This window comes from Halalkalibacter suaedae (assembly GCF_017939705.1).
Taxonomy (GTDB): domain Bacteria; phylum Bacillota; class Bacilli; order Bacillales; family Bacillaceae_D; genus Halalkalibacter; species Halalkalibacter suaedae.
The window spans coordinates 78,137-94,057 of sequence record NZ_JAGKSQ010000005.1 but is presented as its reverse complement, the minus strand read 5'-3'; the positions used below and the strand labels follow the sequence as shown (position 1 = coordinate 94,057).

The following is a 15,921-nucleotide window of genomic DNA, read 5'->3' as shown; positions in this document are numbered from 1 at the left end:
ATAAATGAATTTATTAACAAGAACAAGAAAAATCAATGAAATGCTACAAAAAACAGGTGCTCAACATGTAAACTTCAACGATATGGCAGAAACACTAAGAGACACGATAAGTGCCAATATATTTGTTGTTAGTCGCCGTGGTAAATTACTCGGTTTCGCAATTAAGCAAGAAATTGAAAACGAACGCATGAAAAAAATGTTAGAGGAACGTCGTTTTCCTGAGGAGTATACAGCTGGTCTCTTTAAAATTGGAGAAACTTCGGCTAATTTGGGTATTGAGAGTGAGTTTACTGCATTCCCAATTGAAAACAAAGAACTTTTTCAAGAAGGGTTAACGACAATTGTACCAATCCAAGGTGGGGGACAGCGTTTAGGAACATTGGTCCTATCTAGGTTAAGCGATTCATTTAGTGATGATGATTTAGTTCTTGCAGAATATGGAGCAACTGTGGTTGGAATGGAAATCCTGCATGAAAAGACACAGGAAATTGAAGAAGAAGCTAGAAGCAAAGCGGTCGTTCAGATGGCGATTAGTTCACTTTCCTATAGTGAACTAGAAGCGGTCGAACATATATTCAACGAATTAGATGGAAAGGAAGGATTACTCGTCGCTAGTAAGATTGCGGATCGTGTAGGAATCACACGTTCAGTAATTGTAAATGCACTTCGTAAATTAGAAAGTGCAGGAGTAATCGAATCGCGCTCTCTAGGAATGAAAGGAACCTATATTAAAGTCTTAAATGATAAATTTCTTTTTGAGTTAGATAAATTAAAAACGAAATAACAGAATAAATGGAAAAGGATTGTCAAATGTGCATCATTTGACAATCCTTTTTTATTGAAAACTATGTTGCTTTTTGTCGATTTCGACATTACAATAAAAAAGTTGAATAGATTACGAAGGAAAAGATAGTGAAATAATATTCGAAAAACCGTTAAACGGTTTTTTTTTGTGAGAATTTGCTCAGTATTAGGCAAAACTAATATGTTCTTGCATAAATTTCTAGTAAGGTTTTTTAAAAAAACAGCAAATTATGTCGAAATATGTATTATAATGAGTTGTAGATAATTTGATACGTTTTATGTCAAAAGTCTTGCTTTTAAGTAGTTCTTTTCTATCGAATATTTATATTTTCAAAACTTTATAGACTTTTTGACTTTCGTTGATTAAAATTCCATTTATAAGAATAATGTAGAAATATGTATAATAGTGAACGCTAATTCGACAAAGGAGGGGTGGTCGTGGATCTTTTTGGAAGTTCTTCTTTTAAAGCACTTGAGATCGGACTACAAGGTGCACAAATTCGACAAAATGCTATTTCACAAAATATTGCTAACGTCGATACACCAAACTATAAAGCTAAAACAGTAAGTTTCAAACATTTGTTGAACGAAGAAGTTAACAAAGGGTCTTTTGAAGCCACTCGGACAAACGATAAGCATTTTCAATTTAGCTCCGTCGCTAAAGGCCCAATCGTTCAATCGAATCAAAATACCATGTATAACCATAATCAAAATAATGTAGATATTGACCGTGAAATGGCAGAGCTCGCAAAAAACCAAATTTACTACAATGCATTAATTAGTCGTATAAGTGGGAGATTTAATAGCTTACAAACAGTAATTAGAGGAGGCAGGTAAAGCGTATGACAATTTTTCATGGACTTAATACAAGTGCATCAGCACTAACTGCACAACGTTTAAGAATGGATGTTGTATCTTCGAATATGGCAAATGCGGAATCGACTCGTGCTCAATTTATAGATGGAGAATGGCAGCCATATCGTCGAAAAATGGTTGTAGCTAGACCGAATGATGGACAGCCGTTTTCCCACATGCTAAAACGAGCAATGGGAAATACAGATAATGATTCTATCGGTAATGGTGTCAAGGTGACTAATATTATTGAAGACCAAACACCATTTAAACAGGTCTATAACCCAGAGCATCCGGATGCAAACGAACAAGGGTATGTTCAAATGCCTAACGTTGACCCACTAAGAGAAATGGTTGATCTTATGAGTGCAACACGTTCATATGAGGCCAATGTTACTACATTAAATGCCTCTAAAGGTATGCTATTAAAAGCACTAGAGATTGGTCGATAGGGGGTAAGTGAAAATGGATACACGGATAACGCCATTTGCTATACAAAATCAAGTAGCAATTCAAAAGCCAAAATATACACCAGCACAAGCTCAGGAATCATTTAAGACAGCTCTTAGTCAAGCCATCAAAGATGTTAACCAAATGCAACAACAGTCAGGTCAGAAAACCGAGTTGTTAGCAAAAGGTGAGATTGATAATCTTCACGACGTGATGATTACTGGACAAAAGGCTAGTATCACATTACAAGCTACGGTCGAAGTTCGGAATAAAGTTATAGAAGCATACCAAGAAATTATGAGAATGCAAGTTTAATAGATAGGTATGAGTTCTATGTTATTTCAGATCTTTGGTCAAATGTTTTGACTCGGGAGGGCACATGAACGAGAAATTTTCATTATACACACAAAAGGTATCGAACTATTGGAAAGAGCGGACAACAAAGCAAAAAGGACTGTTAATGAGTTCAGTCCTTTTGGTAGTTGCTATTATTATTCTTATTAGTTTTTTAGGGACAAGAACAAATTTTGTCCCTTTATATAGTAATTTAACTCTAGCAGAAACTGGTCAAATTAAAGAAACCCTAGATGCAAGAGCGATAGCGTCTACGATTTCTGATAATGGTTCAACCATTCTTGTTCCAGCGGAGCTTGTAGATAGCTTAAAGGTTGAACTAGCTGCAGAAGGTCTGCCAAATAGTGGTACAATTGATTACTCGTTTTTTCAAGATCAAATGGGCTTTGGTATGACTGATAATGAATTTAGTGTGATGGAAAGAGCTTCTATGCAAACAGAGTTAGGGAAGTTGATCAAAAACATTAATGGAGTAAATAATGCTAATGTAATGATTACGTTACCAGAGGAAAGCGTTTGGCTAAATGCAACCGAAGATCAAAATGCTTCTACTGCTGCTGTAGTGTTAGATTTAGCTCCAGGGTATCAGCTGGAGCAAAATCAGGTTAAAGCTTTGTATCACTTAGTTTCGAAGAGTGTACCAAATCTCCCTATAGAGAATATCGTCATTTCTGATCAAATGTTTAATGATTATGTTTATGGTGATAATGCGAATGCAAATTCCTCTCTTACTGTGTTTGAACAGCAAAGAGCGATACAGACAGAAATTGAAAGAGATTTAACTAGAAACCTACAACAAATGTTAGGAACAATGGTTGGACAGGACAGTGTATTAGTTTCTGTGACAACGGATATAGACTTTACTCAAGAAAATAGAACAGAATCCCTTGTTGAACCAGTAGATCCTGAGAATATCGAAGGTGTTGCTGTAAGTATTGAACGTATTGAAGAAACCTACAGCGGTGAAGGAATGGCTGAGGGTGGAGTTGATGGTACTGGTGAAGGTATTGTTAACTATCCTGGAACAGTTGGACAAGGGCCAACGGATTGGGAACGTTCAGAAGAACGGATTAATAATGAAGTAAATCGTATTAATCGTGATATTGTTGAAAGTCCTTATAAGATTAGAGATTTAGGAATTCAAGTAATGGTTGAACCTCCAGAAGGGTTAGATGCTCTTCCGCAAGAAAGAATGGAGGATATTCAACAAATTCTAGGGACGATTGTAAGAACAAGCATCTCTGATGTGTATGCTGAGGAATTAACAGAAGATATGATAAATGAAAAAATCTTTGTATCATCTCAGCCATTTGCAGGCAAGGTCGAGGTCGAGCAACAACCATTGGCAGTTGTTCCAATGTGGCTGTATATCGTTGGAGGAGCGTTAGTCGTTGTTATTCTAATCCTGTTATTCATGCTTCTAAGAAAGAAAAAACGTTCTGCAGAAGAAGATGAAGTAGCTGTCAGCAAAGAAAGAGGTTTCATGATTCCAGATTTACCAGACGAAGATACAAGTGAAGCAGCTGCGAAACGTAAGCAGCTAGAAAAACTAGCTAAGGATAAACCAGACGAGTTCTCGAAATTATTACGTACATGGTTATCTGAAGATTAGGGGGAGAGATATTTGGCTAATGCAAATAAAGAGTTAACTGGTAAACAAAAAGCAGCGATCCTCCTTATCTCACTAGGGCCTGATGTATCAGCACAAGTGTATAAACATTTATCAGAAGAAGAAATTGAAAAACTTACACTTGAAATTGCTAGTGTCCGCAAGGTAGATAGTGGAATGAAAGAGGAAATATTAGAACAATTTCACTCACTTGTCTTGGCTCAAGATTATATCGCACAAGGTGGAATTGGTTACGCAAAAAGTATCCTTGAGAAAGCTCTTGGAGAAGCAAATGCAATGGAAGTGATTAACCGTTTAACTTCAACTTTGCAGGTGAGACCGTTTGACTTTGCGAGAAAAGCAGACCCATCACAGATCCTTAACTTTATTCAGAATGAACATCCACAAACGATCGCTTTGATTCTGTCCTACTTAGAATCGGTTCAAGCAGGACAGATATTATCGGCATTACCACAAGAGGTACAAGCCGATGTTGCGAAGCGTATTGCTTTAATGGATAGTACATCGCCTGAGATTGTTAATGAGGTAGAGTCAATTTTAGAGCAGAAGCTGTCTTCTACTGTTACACAGGATTACACTGATGCTGGGGGTATTGAATCAGTTGTTGAAGTCTTGAATAGTGTTGATCGAAGTACGGAACGCACAATCCTTGACGCCCTTGAAATTCAAGATCCTGAATTGGCAGAAGAGATTAAGAAGCGTATGTTTGTCTTTGAGGATATTGTTACACTTGATAATCGTTCGATTCAACGAGTCATCCGTGATGTTGAAAATGAGGATTTACAACTTTCACTGAAGGTTGCTAGTGATGAAGTGAAAGAAATTGTCTTTAGTAATATGTCGCAACGTATGGCGGATGCCTTTAAAGATGAAATGGAATTCATGGGACCAGTGAGATTACGTGATGTTGAGGAAGCCCAATCAAGGATTGTAGCAGTTATTAGACGCCTTGAAGAAGCTGGTGAGATCGTTATTGCTCGTGGTGGAGGAGACGATATTATTGTCTAAAGTAATTAAGTCATTCGATGCATATCAGGCAAAAACTGATTTAAAAACAATTACCATTAGAAATCTCGCAGATGAGCTTGAAAATAGAAGATTGAGTGAAGCAATCCAGGAAGATGGCATTAGTGAAGTGCTGTCTGAATCTCAGGTTCAAAAACAGCTTGAAACTGCTCTAGAGAGTGCACAGGCTGAAGCCGATCGCATTATTGAATCGGCAAAGATGGAAGCTGAACAGATTCGTCAACAGATTGAATTAGACTTATCTGATGCAGAAATATTGAAACAGAAATATTATGAAGAGGCAAAACAACAAGGCTATGAAGATGGCTATAGCAATGGTCAAATGGAAGGTCTTGAATCTTATAATTCATTGATTGAACAAGGTAAGCAAATTGTAAAACAATCAGAGGAACAGTTTAATCAAAGTGTTGAAGATGCTGAGCCTGTAGTGTTAGAGCTTAGTGTTGAATTGGCAAAAAAGATCCTTGGAACAATGTTAATTGAAAATGATGACAATTGGCATTCTTTATTAAAGCAAGTAATGAATGAGTTTCGAGAACATGAAAATGTGAAATTATATGTCCATCCCGATTGGTTTGATACAACAATAAAGCAAAAAGAAGAGTTAGAACAACTTTTGAGTCATACTGAACATTTATTTATCTATCCAGATTCCGGCCTTATGCGAAACGGATGTGTAATTGAATCAAAACATGGAAGAATTGATGCGAGTCTGGATAGTCAGCTATCTGAATTAAGAACTCAGTTACTCGAAAAACTTAAGGAGGATTCAGCTTGAATACAAAGGCTTTAGTCCAAATTGTTCCTCAACTTTCATCGTATAAATGGTATGGCAGAGTGACTCGCGTTGTTGGTTTAATGATTGAGTCGAAGGGGCCACAGGCTTCTGTTGGTGAGCTCTGTTACATTGTTGTTGGGAAAGATCGAAACAAGGTAAGGGCAGAAGTTGTTGGGTTTCGAGATGAATTTGTATTGTTAATGCCGTTAAACGGAACGACAGATATCGCTCCTGGAAGCTTAGTTGAAGCAACGGGAAAAGCCTTACAGGTGAAAGTCGGAACCGCACTAATTGGCTCAATTATTGATGGATGTGGAGAACTTTTATCTAAAGGAAGTCTACCAAAGGGTTTGACTAATTTCCAAACGGATAATAATCCTCCTAACCCACTACAACGTCCAAGAATTACTGAAAAAATGTCACTAGGAGTAAGAGCGATCGATTCACTCTTTACTGTTGGAAAAGGACAGAGAATTGGTATCTTTGCAGGTAGTGGGGTTGGGAAAAGTACCTTGTTATCAATGCTAGTAAAGAATTCAGAAGCAGACGTGAATGTAATTGCCCTCATCGGTGAACGTGGACGTGAGGTAAGGGACTTTATTGAACGTGATTTAGGTGAAGAAGGTCTTAAAAAGACAGTGGTTGTCGTTGCGACCTCTGATCAACCTGCTCTTATGAGAATCAAAGGTGCGATGACGGCAACCGCGGTAGCTGAATATTTTCGAAATCAAGGTCTTGATGTAAATTTAATGATGGATTCAGTAACAAGGTTTGCTATGGCTCAAAGAGAGGTTGGTTTAGCGATCGGTGAACCTCCGACTTCCAAAGGATATACCCCATCGGTTTTCGCTATGTTACCTAGACTACTTGAACGTTCGGGTACAGATGTGAAAGGAAGTATCACTGCTTTTTACACAGTATTAGTTGATGGCGATGATATGAATGAGCCGATTGCTGATGCTGTTCGAGGTATTTTAGATGGTCATCTTGTGTTGGATCGTAAGCTTGCTCAAAAGGGTCAGTTTCCTGCTATAAATGTTTTAAAAAGCGTTAGCCGTGTGATGACAGAAATAGTTGATAGCAACCATCAGCAAGCAGCCGATCAAATTCGATATAATCTGTCTACCTATGAAGATAATGAAGACTTGATCAATATTGGTGCATATAAACGCGGAACATCACGAGAAATAGACGAAGCGATCGCCAATTATCCAAAAATTATTTCTTTTCTAAAGCAATCGACAACAGAAGTATCGACAGCTAATCAATCAATCGATCTATTAAAAAATGAGTTTGGGAAGGCTGGAAATTAACATGTCTTTTCAGTTTACGCTTCAAAAAGTACTAGAGTTTAAAGAAAATGAAAAGAACAAGGTCCAAGCTGAATATCAACAAGCAATTAATTACTTTGAGAAAGTCGGAACTGAATTATACGAGTTACTCAAACACAAAGAAGAGATTGAGACATACGCCAGAGATAAAGTTCAGTCAGGGACATCTATTTATGACTTACAGCTACAACAGCATGAAATTAGTCGCATTCAAACTCAAATTGTTGTTGTTCAAAAGAAAACGCAACATGCTAGAGAAGCAATGATGAGTAAGCAAGAAGAGTTGCTGAGTCAATCAATTGAGTATAAGAAATATGACAAAATGAAACAGCGAGCACGAGAAAGATTTGAAGAGGAAGAAAAGAAACTAGATCTTTTGCAAATGAATGAATTATCGATTCGATCATTTGTAAATCGCTGAAATAGGTGAGGAAATGAGTGAAAGCGAAAAGTCTTACAGCAAACTGCAATGGTTTTTTCTAGTTATATTAATACCGACTATTTTTGCGATTGTCTTATTTGGCTTCATCTTGTCACTAGTTGGATTTGATGTTGTCGATCAAGTGAAAAAGGTCGGGTCATCCATTCCAGGAGTATCCCAGTTATTTGAAAGCGAAGAAGCGGAGCCAGTTATTGATGAAGCTCAAGCTGATGTAGATGAATTACAACAAATGATTGAAGAACAGCAGGCTGAAATAGATATTTTACAATCAGACCTCCAAATGAAACAGTCTGAATTAGACTCCTATTTAGCACAACAGTCTGAGGAAACACAGTCAGAGCGAGAATTTGAAAATGAGCAGGTTGAAAAAAAATTAACAGAGCTTGGAAAGTTATACGAAAATATGTCTCCTGAAAAAGCAGCAAGTGTGATTGGTCAGTTGCAGTCAGCCGAAGCTGTTCAGCACTTATCGAAAGTGTCAGTTGAAGCACGTTCTAAAATCTTTGAGGAAATGGAAGACACTAAGATCGTGGAGTTACTTAGACGCCAGTTAAATAACGAATAATTGAAGACTGATTGAAAGGGGGTGAAAAAATGAATGGACTTACAGCGATGAGTACAGCTCAAGTGAGTCAACCTGTACATGGAAACAGTACGAAAAATGCTACCACAAATGAGCAAGGATTATTTGCTCATTTATTGACAGACGTGCTAAGTGGACAAGCAACAAAGGGTGAGGAAGAAACATCTACAGATCTATCGATGATATCTGAATTGCTTTTCTCTGAGGGAGAAAAAGGTTCTCTTGATGACCTATTAGCGAACCCGGAAGTGCAAGAGCTGTGGAACCTTCTACCGGAGCAGTGGCAACAGGACTTCAAAAATATACTACAAAACAATGATGCCGAAGACATTTCAATCTGGTCAGCAGAAAAACAGGCATTATTAATGTTATTCGGTTTGATGAGACAAGATCTATCAAAGGGTTTAAAAGAAGCTGGAATGAGCGAGGCTGCTACGAGTCCACAAAGAACAAATGGACACACTCTTAATCAATTGGTGTTTCATCTTGAAAAGCAAAGTAAAAAAGAAGCAGATCCACTCACTAAGGTCGTTACCATGCTTAGAAATTTATTCCCGGCAGCACAGATTCCAGCGGCTCTTAGCTCAATTGAATCGGTGTTTAAACAACTGACTACGTTAGTTGAACAAAAAGGTAGTCACTCTTTAGAAGGATCGGCGACTAACCAAGTTAAACAGACCATTACTTTTCCCGAACCAAGACCTACGTTAGGTCTTAATACAAACGGGACTGAATTCGGACAAGTTATGCACCGTGCAGAGCAGGCTGTTATCCATCTAGGTGAAAACCTACCTAAAGAAGTACAACAGCAACAGTTCCTGAAACGATTTCAGCAACTTATTAAAGGTTCTTTAACGCTTTCAAAAGATGGTGTGCAGACAATGTCTATTAAACTATTTCCTGAGAATTTAGGTAGAGTCGATGTTCAGTTAACTCAAATGAATGGGGTTATTACTGCGAAATTCTTAACAAGTCAGTCTTCAACAAAGGAATTAATTGAAGGACAAATTGCTCAATTACGACAAGCGTTAATACAGCAGAATATTCAAGTTGACCGAATTGAAGTAACTCAACAGTATCTTGAACAAGAGGCAGATGCTGAATCAGAGCGTCAAGAACGAAAAAATTATGATTCAGAAAAAAGTCAGTCTAATGATGAAGATGATTTTCAAGAACTATTAGATGAATTTAATGAACAAATATAGGGGTGTATAATGACAACAATTAATGAAGCCCTTTTATTGCAAAATAATCAGGGGAAAACTCAAGCTTCATCAAAAAGTACCTTAGGAAAAGATGACTTCTTGAAAATATTGATTGCACAGTTACAAAATCAAGACCCTTCTAACCCAATGGACGACCGTGAGTTTATTGCTCAAATGTCTCAATTTTCATCTTTGGAGCAAATGACAAATATGAATCAATCGATTCAAAATTTCGTTAATTTGCAAACAAGCCAGAATCTGATTCAACATAGTGAACTCATTGGTAAAAAGGTTCAGTGGAAAAGGGAAGAGCAAGTAGATGAATACCGAACGGAGACTGTTTATTCAGACAGTGTTGTTACTTCAGTAAAGCTAGATACAGATGGTCAATTGCGTATTTTGCTTGACGACGATCGCTGGGTGACAAATGATCAAATCGTTCAAATAAGTAAGAAGGATGAACCTGTAGAATAGTTTTAAAGGAAGTGGAAGAATGGATCAAAGAATTCATATTCAGTCGTTACAAACCCTTCCAAAGCCTATTCGAAAAAATGGTACAAGGCATTTAGGACAAAATGATTTTAAACAGTTATTACAGACACAACTTCATAAGTCATCTGAACTAAAGATGTCTAAGCATGCTCAGCAGAGAATGGATGTACGAGGAATAGAAATATCTGCAGAGAAGTGGATGACCATTCAAGAAAAGGTAAGTGAAGCTAAGAAAAAAGGAATAAAAGACTCAGTAGTGATTACAAAAGATGCTGCACTCATTGTAAATGCTCAAAATGATACAGTCATTACAGTGTTAAATAGAGAAGAAGCACAGTCACAAATTTTTACTAATATTAATGGTACGATACTAATCGATTAAGACTGGACCCATTGGGAGGTCTTGGCTGCTGACTGATTGACGCAGCTTATTATGAGGAGGAAGCTTTTTATGTTACGTTCAATGTACTCAGGTATATCTGGGATGAGAAATATGCAGACTAAATTAGATACGATTGGTAACAATATTGCCAATGTGAACACGTTCGGTTTCAAAAAAGGACGTACGACATTTAAGGATATGGTAAGTCAACAAATTGCTGGTGCAAGTGCACCAACTGCTGGTGGTCTAGGTGGTACGAACCCAAGACAGGTTGGATTAGGTTCTCAGTTAGGTTCGATTGATACAATCCATACACAAGGGAGTTTGCAAAACACTAACCGTGAACTTGACCTAGGGATTTCAGGAGATGGATTTTTCCGTGTAAGTGATGGGGGAGCTCCAGCAACGAATTATTACACTCGTGCAGGGAATTTCTATCTTGATCAAACAGGGGCTATTGTTAACTCAAGTGGTTACTATCTATTAAACGATAATGGTGGACAAATACAAATTCCGCCAACAGCTCAAAGCTTTAGTATTGGCCAAAGCGGTGTAGTCAATTATGTTGACGATGAGGGTGCCTTACAACAAGCTGGAACTATCTCAATTGCTTATTTTGCGAATCCAGAAGGTCTCCAAAAAGAAGGGGAAAATATGTATCAAGTTACAGCAAACTCAGGTATTCCAGGAGTGACTACACCTGGACAAGATGGAACTGGTACTTTAGTTGCTGGTACTCTTGAAATGTCAAATGTTGACTTGTCAGAAGAATTTACAGAAATGATTGTTTCTCAACGTGCTTTCCAGGCAAACACACGTATCATTACAACTTCTGATGAAATTCTTCAAGAGCTTGTGAACTTAAAACGATAATCGTTAAATGAAACATATAGAAAACGTCTAGGAGGTTTGGGCTAGGTTGGACACTAATACCTAGCCCAAAATATACATGATAGAATTGATCCGATTAAATGGCCAACCGTTTTTTTTAAATGTTATGTTTATTGAACAAATGGAGTCCTTCCCAGATACAACCATCACTCTAATGAACGGGAAAAAGATTGTTGTTCGTAATGAAATTCAAGAAGTGCAAAAATTAATTAATAATCAATTAAAAGAAATTGGATTGATGGTAATTCATAAAGATGTGGAGGGTGCTTGATTGTTTAAGAATAAACTTGTTAATATCATGCTAATCATTTTAGCTGCTTTAACTCTTCTTGGTGTTGTTGTTTTTGTTTTATTTAATCAATTTATTAAAGATCCAGAAGAAGAAGTGACAGAACCCACAATTGATGAAATTGTGAGTCAATCATTTGAAACAGAGGAAATCACAACGAACTTATTATCTAATGATTTTATCAAGGCATCTTTTCGAATTCAGGTAGATAATAAAAAAGCACTAGAAGAAATTCAAAAGCGGGATTTTCAAATCAACAATATTATCCTAAGAGCATTGTCAGGCAAACAAGCATCGGAACTAGCTGGTCCTGAGGGTATGGAAAGTCTTGAGAACAGTATTCGAGATGAATTAAATACGTTAATGCAAGAAGGAACAGTTATTAGAGTGTATACAACAAATTGGGTAATCCAATAACTTTGTTTAAGATAAGAGGTGAGGCTCTTGGCTGAAGTATTATCGCAAGGCGAAATAGATGCCTTGCTATCGGCAATTTCTACTGGAGAAATGGATGCTGATGAGCTCAAAAAGGAAGAAACAGAGAAGAAAGTAAAAGTATATGATTTCAAAAGAGCTCTTCGGTTTTCGAAGGATCAGATTCGAAGTTTGTCAAGAATTCATGAGAACTTTGCGAGATTACTTACGACCTATTTTTCTGCTCAGCTTAGGACATATGTACAAATTGCCGTAACGTCGGTTGATCAACTTCCATATGAAGAGTTCATTCGTTCGATTCCTAAGATGACCATTTTGAACGTATTTGAACCATATCCGTTAGAAGGACGACTTTTAATGGAAGTGAATCCAAATATCGCATATGCAATGCTTGATCGTTTATTAGGCGGTAAGGGTGTAAGTATTAATAAAGTTGAAAATCTAACGGAAATTGAAACGCGAATCATGTCTCAATTATTTCAACGTACGTTAGATAGTTTTCAAGAAGCATGGAGTTCTATTATTGAATTAGATCCAGTAATGGAGGACATAGAGGTTAATCCTCAATTTTTACAAATGGTGTCTCCTAATGAAACAGTTGTTGTTATATCTCTATCAACGACAATTTCAGAAACCTCAGGAATGATTAATATTTGCTTACCACATGTGGTTTTAGAAGAAATTCTACCCAAATTATCGATCCATTATTGGATGCAGGAAAAGAAAAAAGAACGTATTCCAGGTGAGCTAGAGGCAATTGAAATGAATGTGCGTAAAGCACCTTTACTTATACAAGCTGAATTAGGACAGTCAGAATTGTCGATTCATGAATTTCTACATTTAGGTGTTGGAGATGTGATTGAATTAGGCCAAATGATTAATGAGCCATTAAATGTAACAGTGGGTGGGGAACGCAAGTATTTAGCCCAGCCAGGTAAAATGAAAAATCGGATCGCTATTCAAGTGACTGATGTAATTGAGGAGGCTGCGAATGATGAATGATGATATGCTTTCACAAGATGAGATAAATGCCTTACTACAAGGTGTGTCAGGAGATAGTAAGGAAGAAGAAAACGATAGTCAGCTAAACCTTTCTGATTATATTTCTGAAATCGAACAGGATGCTTTAGGTGAGATCGGTAATATTTCATTTGGAAGTGCATCCACGGCACTATCAACATTATTAAACCAAAAGGTTGATATCACAACACCGACTCTTTCTCTTATTATGAATGAGGAGTTACAGCATGAATTTCCACAACCTCATGTTGCGGTCCATGTAAAGTACACTGAAGGTTTTGAGGGCATGAATTTGCTAGTGATTCAAACGACAGATGCATGTATTATTGCTGATTTAATGTTAGGTGGCGATGGGACGAACCCAGCTGAAGAGCTTAGTGAAATGCATGTCAGTGCTGTTCAGGAAGCAATGAATCAAATGATGGGGTCTGCATCTACCTCAATGTCAACCATTTTTAACAAAAAGGTAGATATTTCACCTCCTGGTATTGATCTCATGGATGTTAAAAAAGACCAAGGGACCAAAAACGTACCCGAAGATGATATACTTGTGAAGATCTCATTCCGATTAAAAGTTGGAGATTTAATTGATTCAAATATTATGCAACTGGTAACTGTTTCGTTTGCTAAAGAGTTAGTTAATGAATTAATGAACCCTAGTTCACCAGAAGCTGAACAAGTTGAACAGTTACAAGAACAGCCTAAACAAGTAAGTGCACCTGCTTATCAAGCACCACCCGAGGAAAGAGCACAACAACCAATGGCATCACCTTCTTATGAGCAGCGAGGCCAACAGCATTTAGGTGGTTCGCAGTTTCAACAGAGACCTGTTGATGTTCAACCGGCTGCTTTTTCGAATTTTGAATCTCCTCAATTAACGAATTCGGAATCGAATAATTTAAATATGTTACTCGATATCCCCTTACAGGTGACTGTTGAACTTGGTCGTACAAAACGATCAATAAAGGAAATACTCGAGTTTACTCAAGGATCGATTATTGAATTAGATAAATTAGCTGGCGAACCAGTTGATATACTTGTAAACCAGAAATTAATTGCCAAAGGTGAAGTCGTTGTTATTGATGAGAACTTTGGTGTTAGAGTCACTGATATAGTTAGTCAAGAAGACCGAATCAAAAACCTTAATAAATAAACTCGTGATGGTGGTGAGATAATGTCGAAAAAGGTCTTGATTGTTGATGATGCAGCTTTTATGAGAATGATGATTAAAGATATTCTATCCAAAAATGGATTTGAAGTTGTTGGTGAGGCAAACGATGGTAACCAAGCAATTGAGAAATACAAAGAGCTTTCACCTGATTTAGTTACAATGGATATAACAATGCCTGATAAAGATGGAATTACAGCATTAAAAGAAATCAAAGCAATGGATAGTAATGCGAAGATTATTATGTGCTCTGCTATGGGGCAACAGGCCATGGTTATTGATGCGATTCAAGCAGGAGCGAAGGACTTTATCGTCAAGCCATTCCAAGCGGACCGTGTATTAGAGGCGATAAACAAAACACTTGGATAAATTAACGTAAAGAAATGGAGGATCAAGACACATATGCAAAAAAAGAATATTGTCGCTGCTATCTTTCTATTTCTTTTCTTAAGTGTTCCTGCTTTAACTGTACAAGCTGTACCAGTAGAAGATAGTAATTGCAAAACCTTGGAAAGATTGAATGGTGAATGTGTTGAAACAGAGATTGGGAATGAAGTGAATGTGCCGATAGAGCCGGAAGCAGGTGAGGGAAATACGGAAATTGAAATAGTTGAACAAAACACATTTCTGATATTTGCTCAAATGATTGTGGCTCTAATTCTTGTCGTTATGCTTATATACTTTTTATTAAGGTTTATTGGAAAACGATCGCAGTCTTTTAGATCAACACATGTCCTCCAAAATATTGGTGGTGTACCTCTTGGACAGAATCGTTCGGTTCAACTTGTGAAGATTGGAGAACGAGTATTAGTCGTCGGTGTCGGTGAGGACATTCAACTACTAAAGGAAATTGATAATGAACAAGAAATTGCTAAACTGATTGAACAACAGCAACAATCACTTGACCAATTGGATCAACCGATTAATAAATTATTTGACCTTTTAACTAATAAGAAAAAGTCTAAACCAGTTGTGAAGACCAAGGATAAGGATTCATTTAAACACTTATTATCAAAGCAATTAGATGAGGTATCTCGTTCACAAAAGAAGGTCCATGACGCAGTAAGGGAGCGTGACAAATCGTGATAGACTCAACTGTCATATCCGCAATTACGCTCATTCCTGGCCTTGATACTGATATTTTAACGGACGAGCCTGGCGATGTAGCGACAACCATTCAATTATTAGTCTTACTAACAATTCTGTCATTAGCACCAGCTATTTTAATTTTAATGACGAGTTTCACAAGAATTGTTATCGTGTTATCGTTCGTTAGACAAGGTTTAGCCACTCAATCGATGCCTCCAAATCAGGTACTTATTGGTTTGGCATTGTTTTTAACATTTTTTATTATGGCACCTATCTTTGCTGAAATTAATGAGGTTGCTTTGACTCCTCTTTCTAATAATGAGGTCACCATGGAAGAAGCTTTTGAACTTGGCGTAGCACCATTAAAGGAATTTATGGCTGCACATACAAGAGAAAAGGATTTAGCCCTATTTATGGGATACGCAGGTCTTGAACGGCCTGAAACTCTCGAGGATATTCCTCTAACATCATTAATCCCTGCATTTGCAATAAGTGAATTAAAAACAGCCTTCCAAATAGGATTTTTGATTTTTGTTCCTTTTTTAGTTATTGACATGATTGTCGCAAGTGTTCTGATGGCGATGGGAATGATGATGCTTCCTCCTGTAATGATTGCATTACCATTTAAGATTCTTTTGTTTGTGTTGGTAGATGGTTGGTATTTAATTGTCCAATCCTTGCTTCTAAGCTTCAGTTAAAG

Annotated in this window: 21 protein-coding genes; all 21 read left to right on the top strand. The window is 37.2% G+C overall.

Annotation, left to right across the window (positions count from 1 at the left end; all coding sequences use genetic code 11):
* Positions 1-4 precede the first annotated feature (4 nt).
* Positions 5-784 carry a GTP-sensing pleiotropic transcriptional regulator CodY gene (gene codY, locus J7W16_RS12965; RefSeq protein WP_210597746.1) on the top strand — a complete coding sequence of 260 codons (780 nt, stop codon included), beginning with the start codon at positions 5-7 and terminating at the stop codon, positions 782-784.
* Positions 785-1,242: 458 nt separating this feature from the next.
* Positions 1,243-1,641 carry a flagellar basal body rod protein FlgB gene (flgB, locus tag J7W16_RS12960; protein WP_210597745.1) on the top strand — a complete coding sequence of 133 codons (399 nt, stop codon included), beginning with the start codon at positions 1,243-1,245 and terminating at the stop codon, positions 1,639-1,641.
* Positions 1,642-1,646: 5 nt separating this feature from the next.
* On the top strand, positions 1,647-2,108 hold the full coding sequence (flgC, locus tag J7W16_RS12955; protein ID WP_210597744.1) for a flagellar basal body rod protein FlgC: 462 nt from the start codon (positions 1,647-1,649) through the stop codon (positions 2,106-2,108).
* A gap of 13 nt (positions 2,109-2,121) precedes the next feature.
* Complete coding sequence (gene fliE, locus J7W16_RS12950; protein WP_210597743.1) at positions 2,122-2,421, top strand: flagellar hook-basal body complex protein FliE; 300 nt, start codon at positions 2,122-2,124, stop codon at positions 2,419-2,421.
* Between the two features lie 64 nt (positions 2,422-2,485).
* A complete protein-coding gene (gene fliF, locus J7W16_RS12945) occupies positions 2,486-4,072 on the top strand; it encodes a flagellar basal-body MS-ring/collar protein FliF (protein WP_210597742.1) in 1,587 nt (528 codons plus the stop codon).
* Positions 4,073-4,084: 12 nt separating this feature from the next.
* Complete coding sequence (gene fliG / locus J7W16_RS12940) at positions 4,085-5,098, top strand: flagellar motor switch protein FliG (RefSeq protein ID WP_210597741.1); 1,014 nt, start codon at positions 4,085-4,087, stop codon at positions 5,096-5,098.
* Positions 5,091-5,894: a flagellar assembly protein FliH gene (gene fliH / locus J7W16_RS12935; protein WP_210597740.1), complete on the top strand. Its 804-nt coding sequence runs from the start codon at positions 5,091-5,093 to the stop codon at positions 5,892-5,894. Before fliG ends, fliH begins: the two co-directional genes overlap by 8 nt.
* A complete protein-coding gene (gene fliI / locus J7W16_RS12930; RefSeq protein ID WP_210597739.1) occupies positions 5,891-7,207 on the top strand; it encodes a flagellar protein export ATPase FliI in 1,317 nt (438 codons plus the stop codon). The genes fliH and fliI overlap by 4 nt, the downstream gene beginning before the upstream one ends.
* A gap of 1 nt (position 7,208) precedes the next feature.
* Positions 7,209-7,646 carry a flagellar export protein FliJ gene (fliJ, locus tag J7W16_RS12925; RefSeq protein WP_210597738.1) on the top strand — a complete coding sequence of 146 codons (438 nt, stop codon included), beginning with the start codon at positions 7,209-7,211 and terminating at the stop codon, positions 7,644-7,646.
* A gap of 13 nt (positions 7,647-7,659) precedes the next feature.
* Positions 7,660-8,232 (top strand): MotE family protein, encoded by a 573-nt coding sequence (locus tag J7W16_RS12920; RefSeq protein WP_210597737.1) that lies wholly within the window; start codon positions 7,660-7,662, stop codon positions 8,230-8,232.
* Positions 8,233-8,261: 29 nt separating this feature from the next.
* A complete protein-coding gene (locus J7W16_RS12915; protein WP_210597736.1) occupies positions 8,262-9,455 on the top strand; it encodes a flagellar hook-length control protein FliK in 1,194 nt (397 codons plus the stop codon).
* Positions 9,456-9,464: 9 nt separating this feature from the next.
* Entirely contained in the window at positions 9,465-9,929 is a 465-nt protein-coding gene (gene flgD, locus J7W16_RS12910) for a flagellar hook assembly protein FlgD (RefSeq protein WP_210597735.1), read from the top strand.
* Between the two features lie 19 nt (positions 9,930-9,948).
* Positions 9,949-10,329, top strand: a complete 381-nt coding sequence (locus J7W16_RS12905) for a TIGR02530 family flagellar biosynthesis protein (RefSeq protein WP_210597734.1) — start codon at positions 9,949-9,951, stop codon at positions 10,327-10,329.
* A gap of 69 nt (positions 10,330-10,398) precedes the next feature.
* On the top strand, positions 10,399-11,202 hold the full coding sequence (gene flgG, locus J7W16_RS12900; RefSeq protein WP_210597733.1) for a flagellar basal body rod protein FlgG: 804 nt from the start codon (positions 10,399-10,401) through the stop codon (positions 11,200-11,202).
* 76 nt (positions 11,203-11,278) lie between these two features.
* Positions 11,279-11,491 carry a flagellar FlbD family protein gene (locus J7W16_RS12895; protein WP_210597732.1) on the top strand — a complete coding sequence of 71 codons (213 nt, stop codon included), beginning with the start codon at positions 11,279-11,281 and terminating at the stop codon, positions 11,489-11,491.
* Positions 11,492-11,926: a flagellar basal body-associated protein FliL gene (gene fliL, locus J7W16_RS12890; RefSeq protein WP_210597731.1), complete on the top strand. Its 435-nt coding sequence runs from the start codon at positions 11,492-11,494 to the stop codon at positions 11,924-11,926.
* A gap of 27 nt (positions 11,927-11,953) precedes the next feature.
* A complete protein-coding gene (gene fliM / locus J7W16_RS12885) occupies positions 11,954-12,946 on the top strand; it encodes a flagellar motor switch protein FliM (protein ID WP_210597730.1) in 993 nt (330 codons plus the stop codon).
* Positions 12,939-14,117, top strand: a complete 1,179-nt coding sequence (gene fliY, locus J7W16_RS12880) for a flagellar motor switch phosphatase FliY (protein ID WP_210598031.1) — start codon at positions 12,939-12,941, stop codon at positions 14,115-14,117. The genes fliM and fliY overlap by 8 nt, the downstream gene beginning before the upstream one ends.
* Positions 14,118-14,138: 21 nt before the next feature.
* On the top strand, positions 14,139-14,501 hold the full coding sequence (locus J7W16_RS12875) for a response regulator (RefSeq protein WP_210597729.1): 363 nt from the start codon (positions 14,139-14,141) through the stop codon (positions 14,499-14,501).
* A 33-nt stretch (positions 14,502-14,534) separates the two neighbouring features.
* On the top strand, positions 14,535-15,218 hold the full coding sequence (locus J7W16_RS12870) for a flagellar biosynthetic protein FliO (RefSeq protein ID WP_210597728.1): 684 nt from the start codon (positions 14,535-14,537) through the stop codon (positions 15,216-15,218).
* Positions 15,215-15,919, top strand: a complete 705-nt coding sequence (gene fliP / locus J7W16_RS12865; RefSeq protein ID WP_210597727.1) for a flagellar type III secretion system pore protein FliP — start codon at positions 15,215-15,217, stop codon at positions 15,917-15,919. The genes J7W16_RS12870 and fliP overlap by 4 nt, the downstream gene beginning before the upstream one ends.
* Positions 15,920-15,921 lie beyond the last annotated feature (2 nt).

Bases quoted from the DNA above. Each gene is read 5' to 3' on its own strand.
- codY (WP_210597746.1), top strand. From the start codon at position 5: ATGAATTTATTAACAAGAACAAGAAAAATCAATGAAATGCTACAAAAA.
- flgC (WP_210597744.1), top strand. From the start codon at position 1,647: ATGACAATTTTTCATGGACTTAATACAAGTGCATCAGCACTAACTGCA.
- fliE (WP_210597743.1), top strand. From the start codon at position 2,122: ATGGATACACGGATAACGCCATTTGCTATACAAAATCAAGTAGCAATT.
- fliF (WP_210597742.1), top strand. From the start codon at position 2,486: ATGAACGAGAAATTTTCATTATACACACAAAAGGTATCGAACTATTGG.
- fliJ (WP_210597738.1), top strand. From the start codon at position 7,209: ATGTCTTTTCAGTTTACGCTTCAAAAAGTACTAGAGTTTAAAGAAAAT.
- J7W16_RS12920 (WP_210597737.1), top strand. From the start codon at position 7,660: ATGAGTGAAAGCGAAAAGTCTTACAGCAAACTGCAATGGTTTTTTCTA.
- J7W16_RS12915 (WP_210597736.1), top strand. From the start codon at position 8,262: ATGAATGGACTTACAGCGATGAGTACAGCTCAAGTGAGTCAACCTGTA.
- flgD (WP_210597735.1), top strand. From the start codon at position 9,465: ATGACAACAATTAATGAAGCCCTTTTATTGCAAAATAATCAGGGGAAA.
- J7W16_RS12905 (WP_210597734.1), top strand. From the start codon at position 9,949: ATGGATCAAAGAATTCATATTCAGTCGTTACAAACCCTTCCAAAGCCT.
- flgG (WP_210597733.1), top strand. From the start codon at position 10,399: ATGTTACGTTCAATGTACTCAGGTATATCTGGGATGAGAAATATGCAG.
- J7W16_RS12895 (WP_210597732.1), top strand. From the start codon at position 11,279: ATGATAGAATTGATCCGATTAAATGGCCAACCGTTTTTTTTAAATGTT.
- fliY (WP_210598031.1), top strand. From the start codon at position 12,939: ATGAATGATGATATGCTTTCACAAGATGAGATAAATGCCTTACTACAA.
- J7W16_RS12875 (WP_210597729.1), top strand. From the start codon at position 14,139: ATGTCGAAAAAGGTCTTGATTGTTGATGATGCAGCTTTTATGAGAATG.
- J7W16_RS12870 (WP_210597728.1), top strand. From the start codon at position 14,535: ATGCAAAAAAAGAATATTGTCGCTGCTATCTTTCTATTTCTTTTCTTA.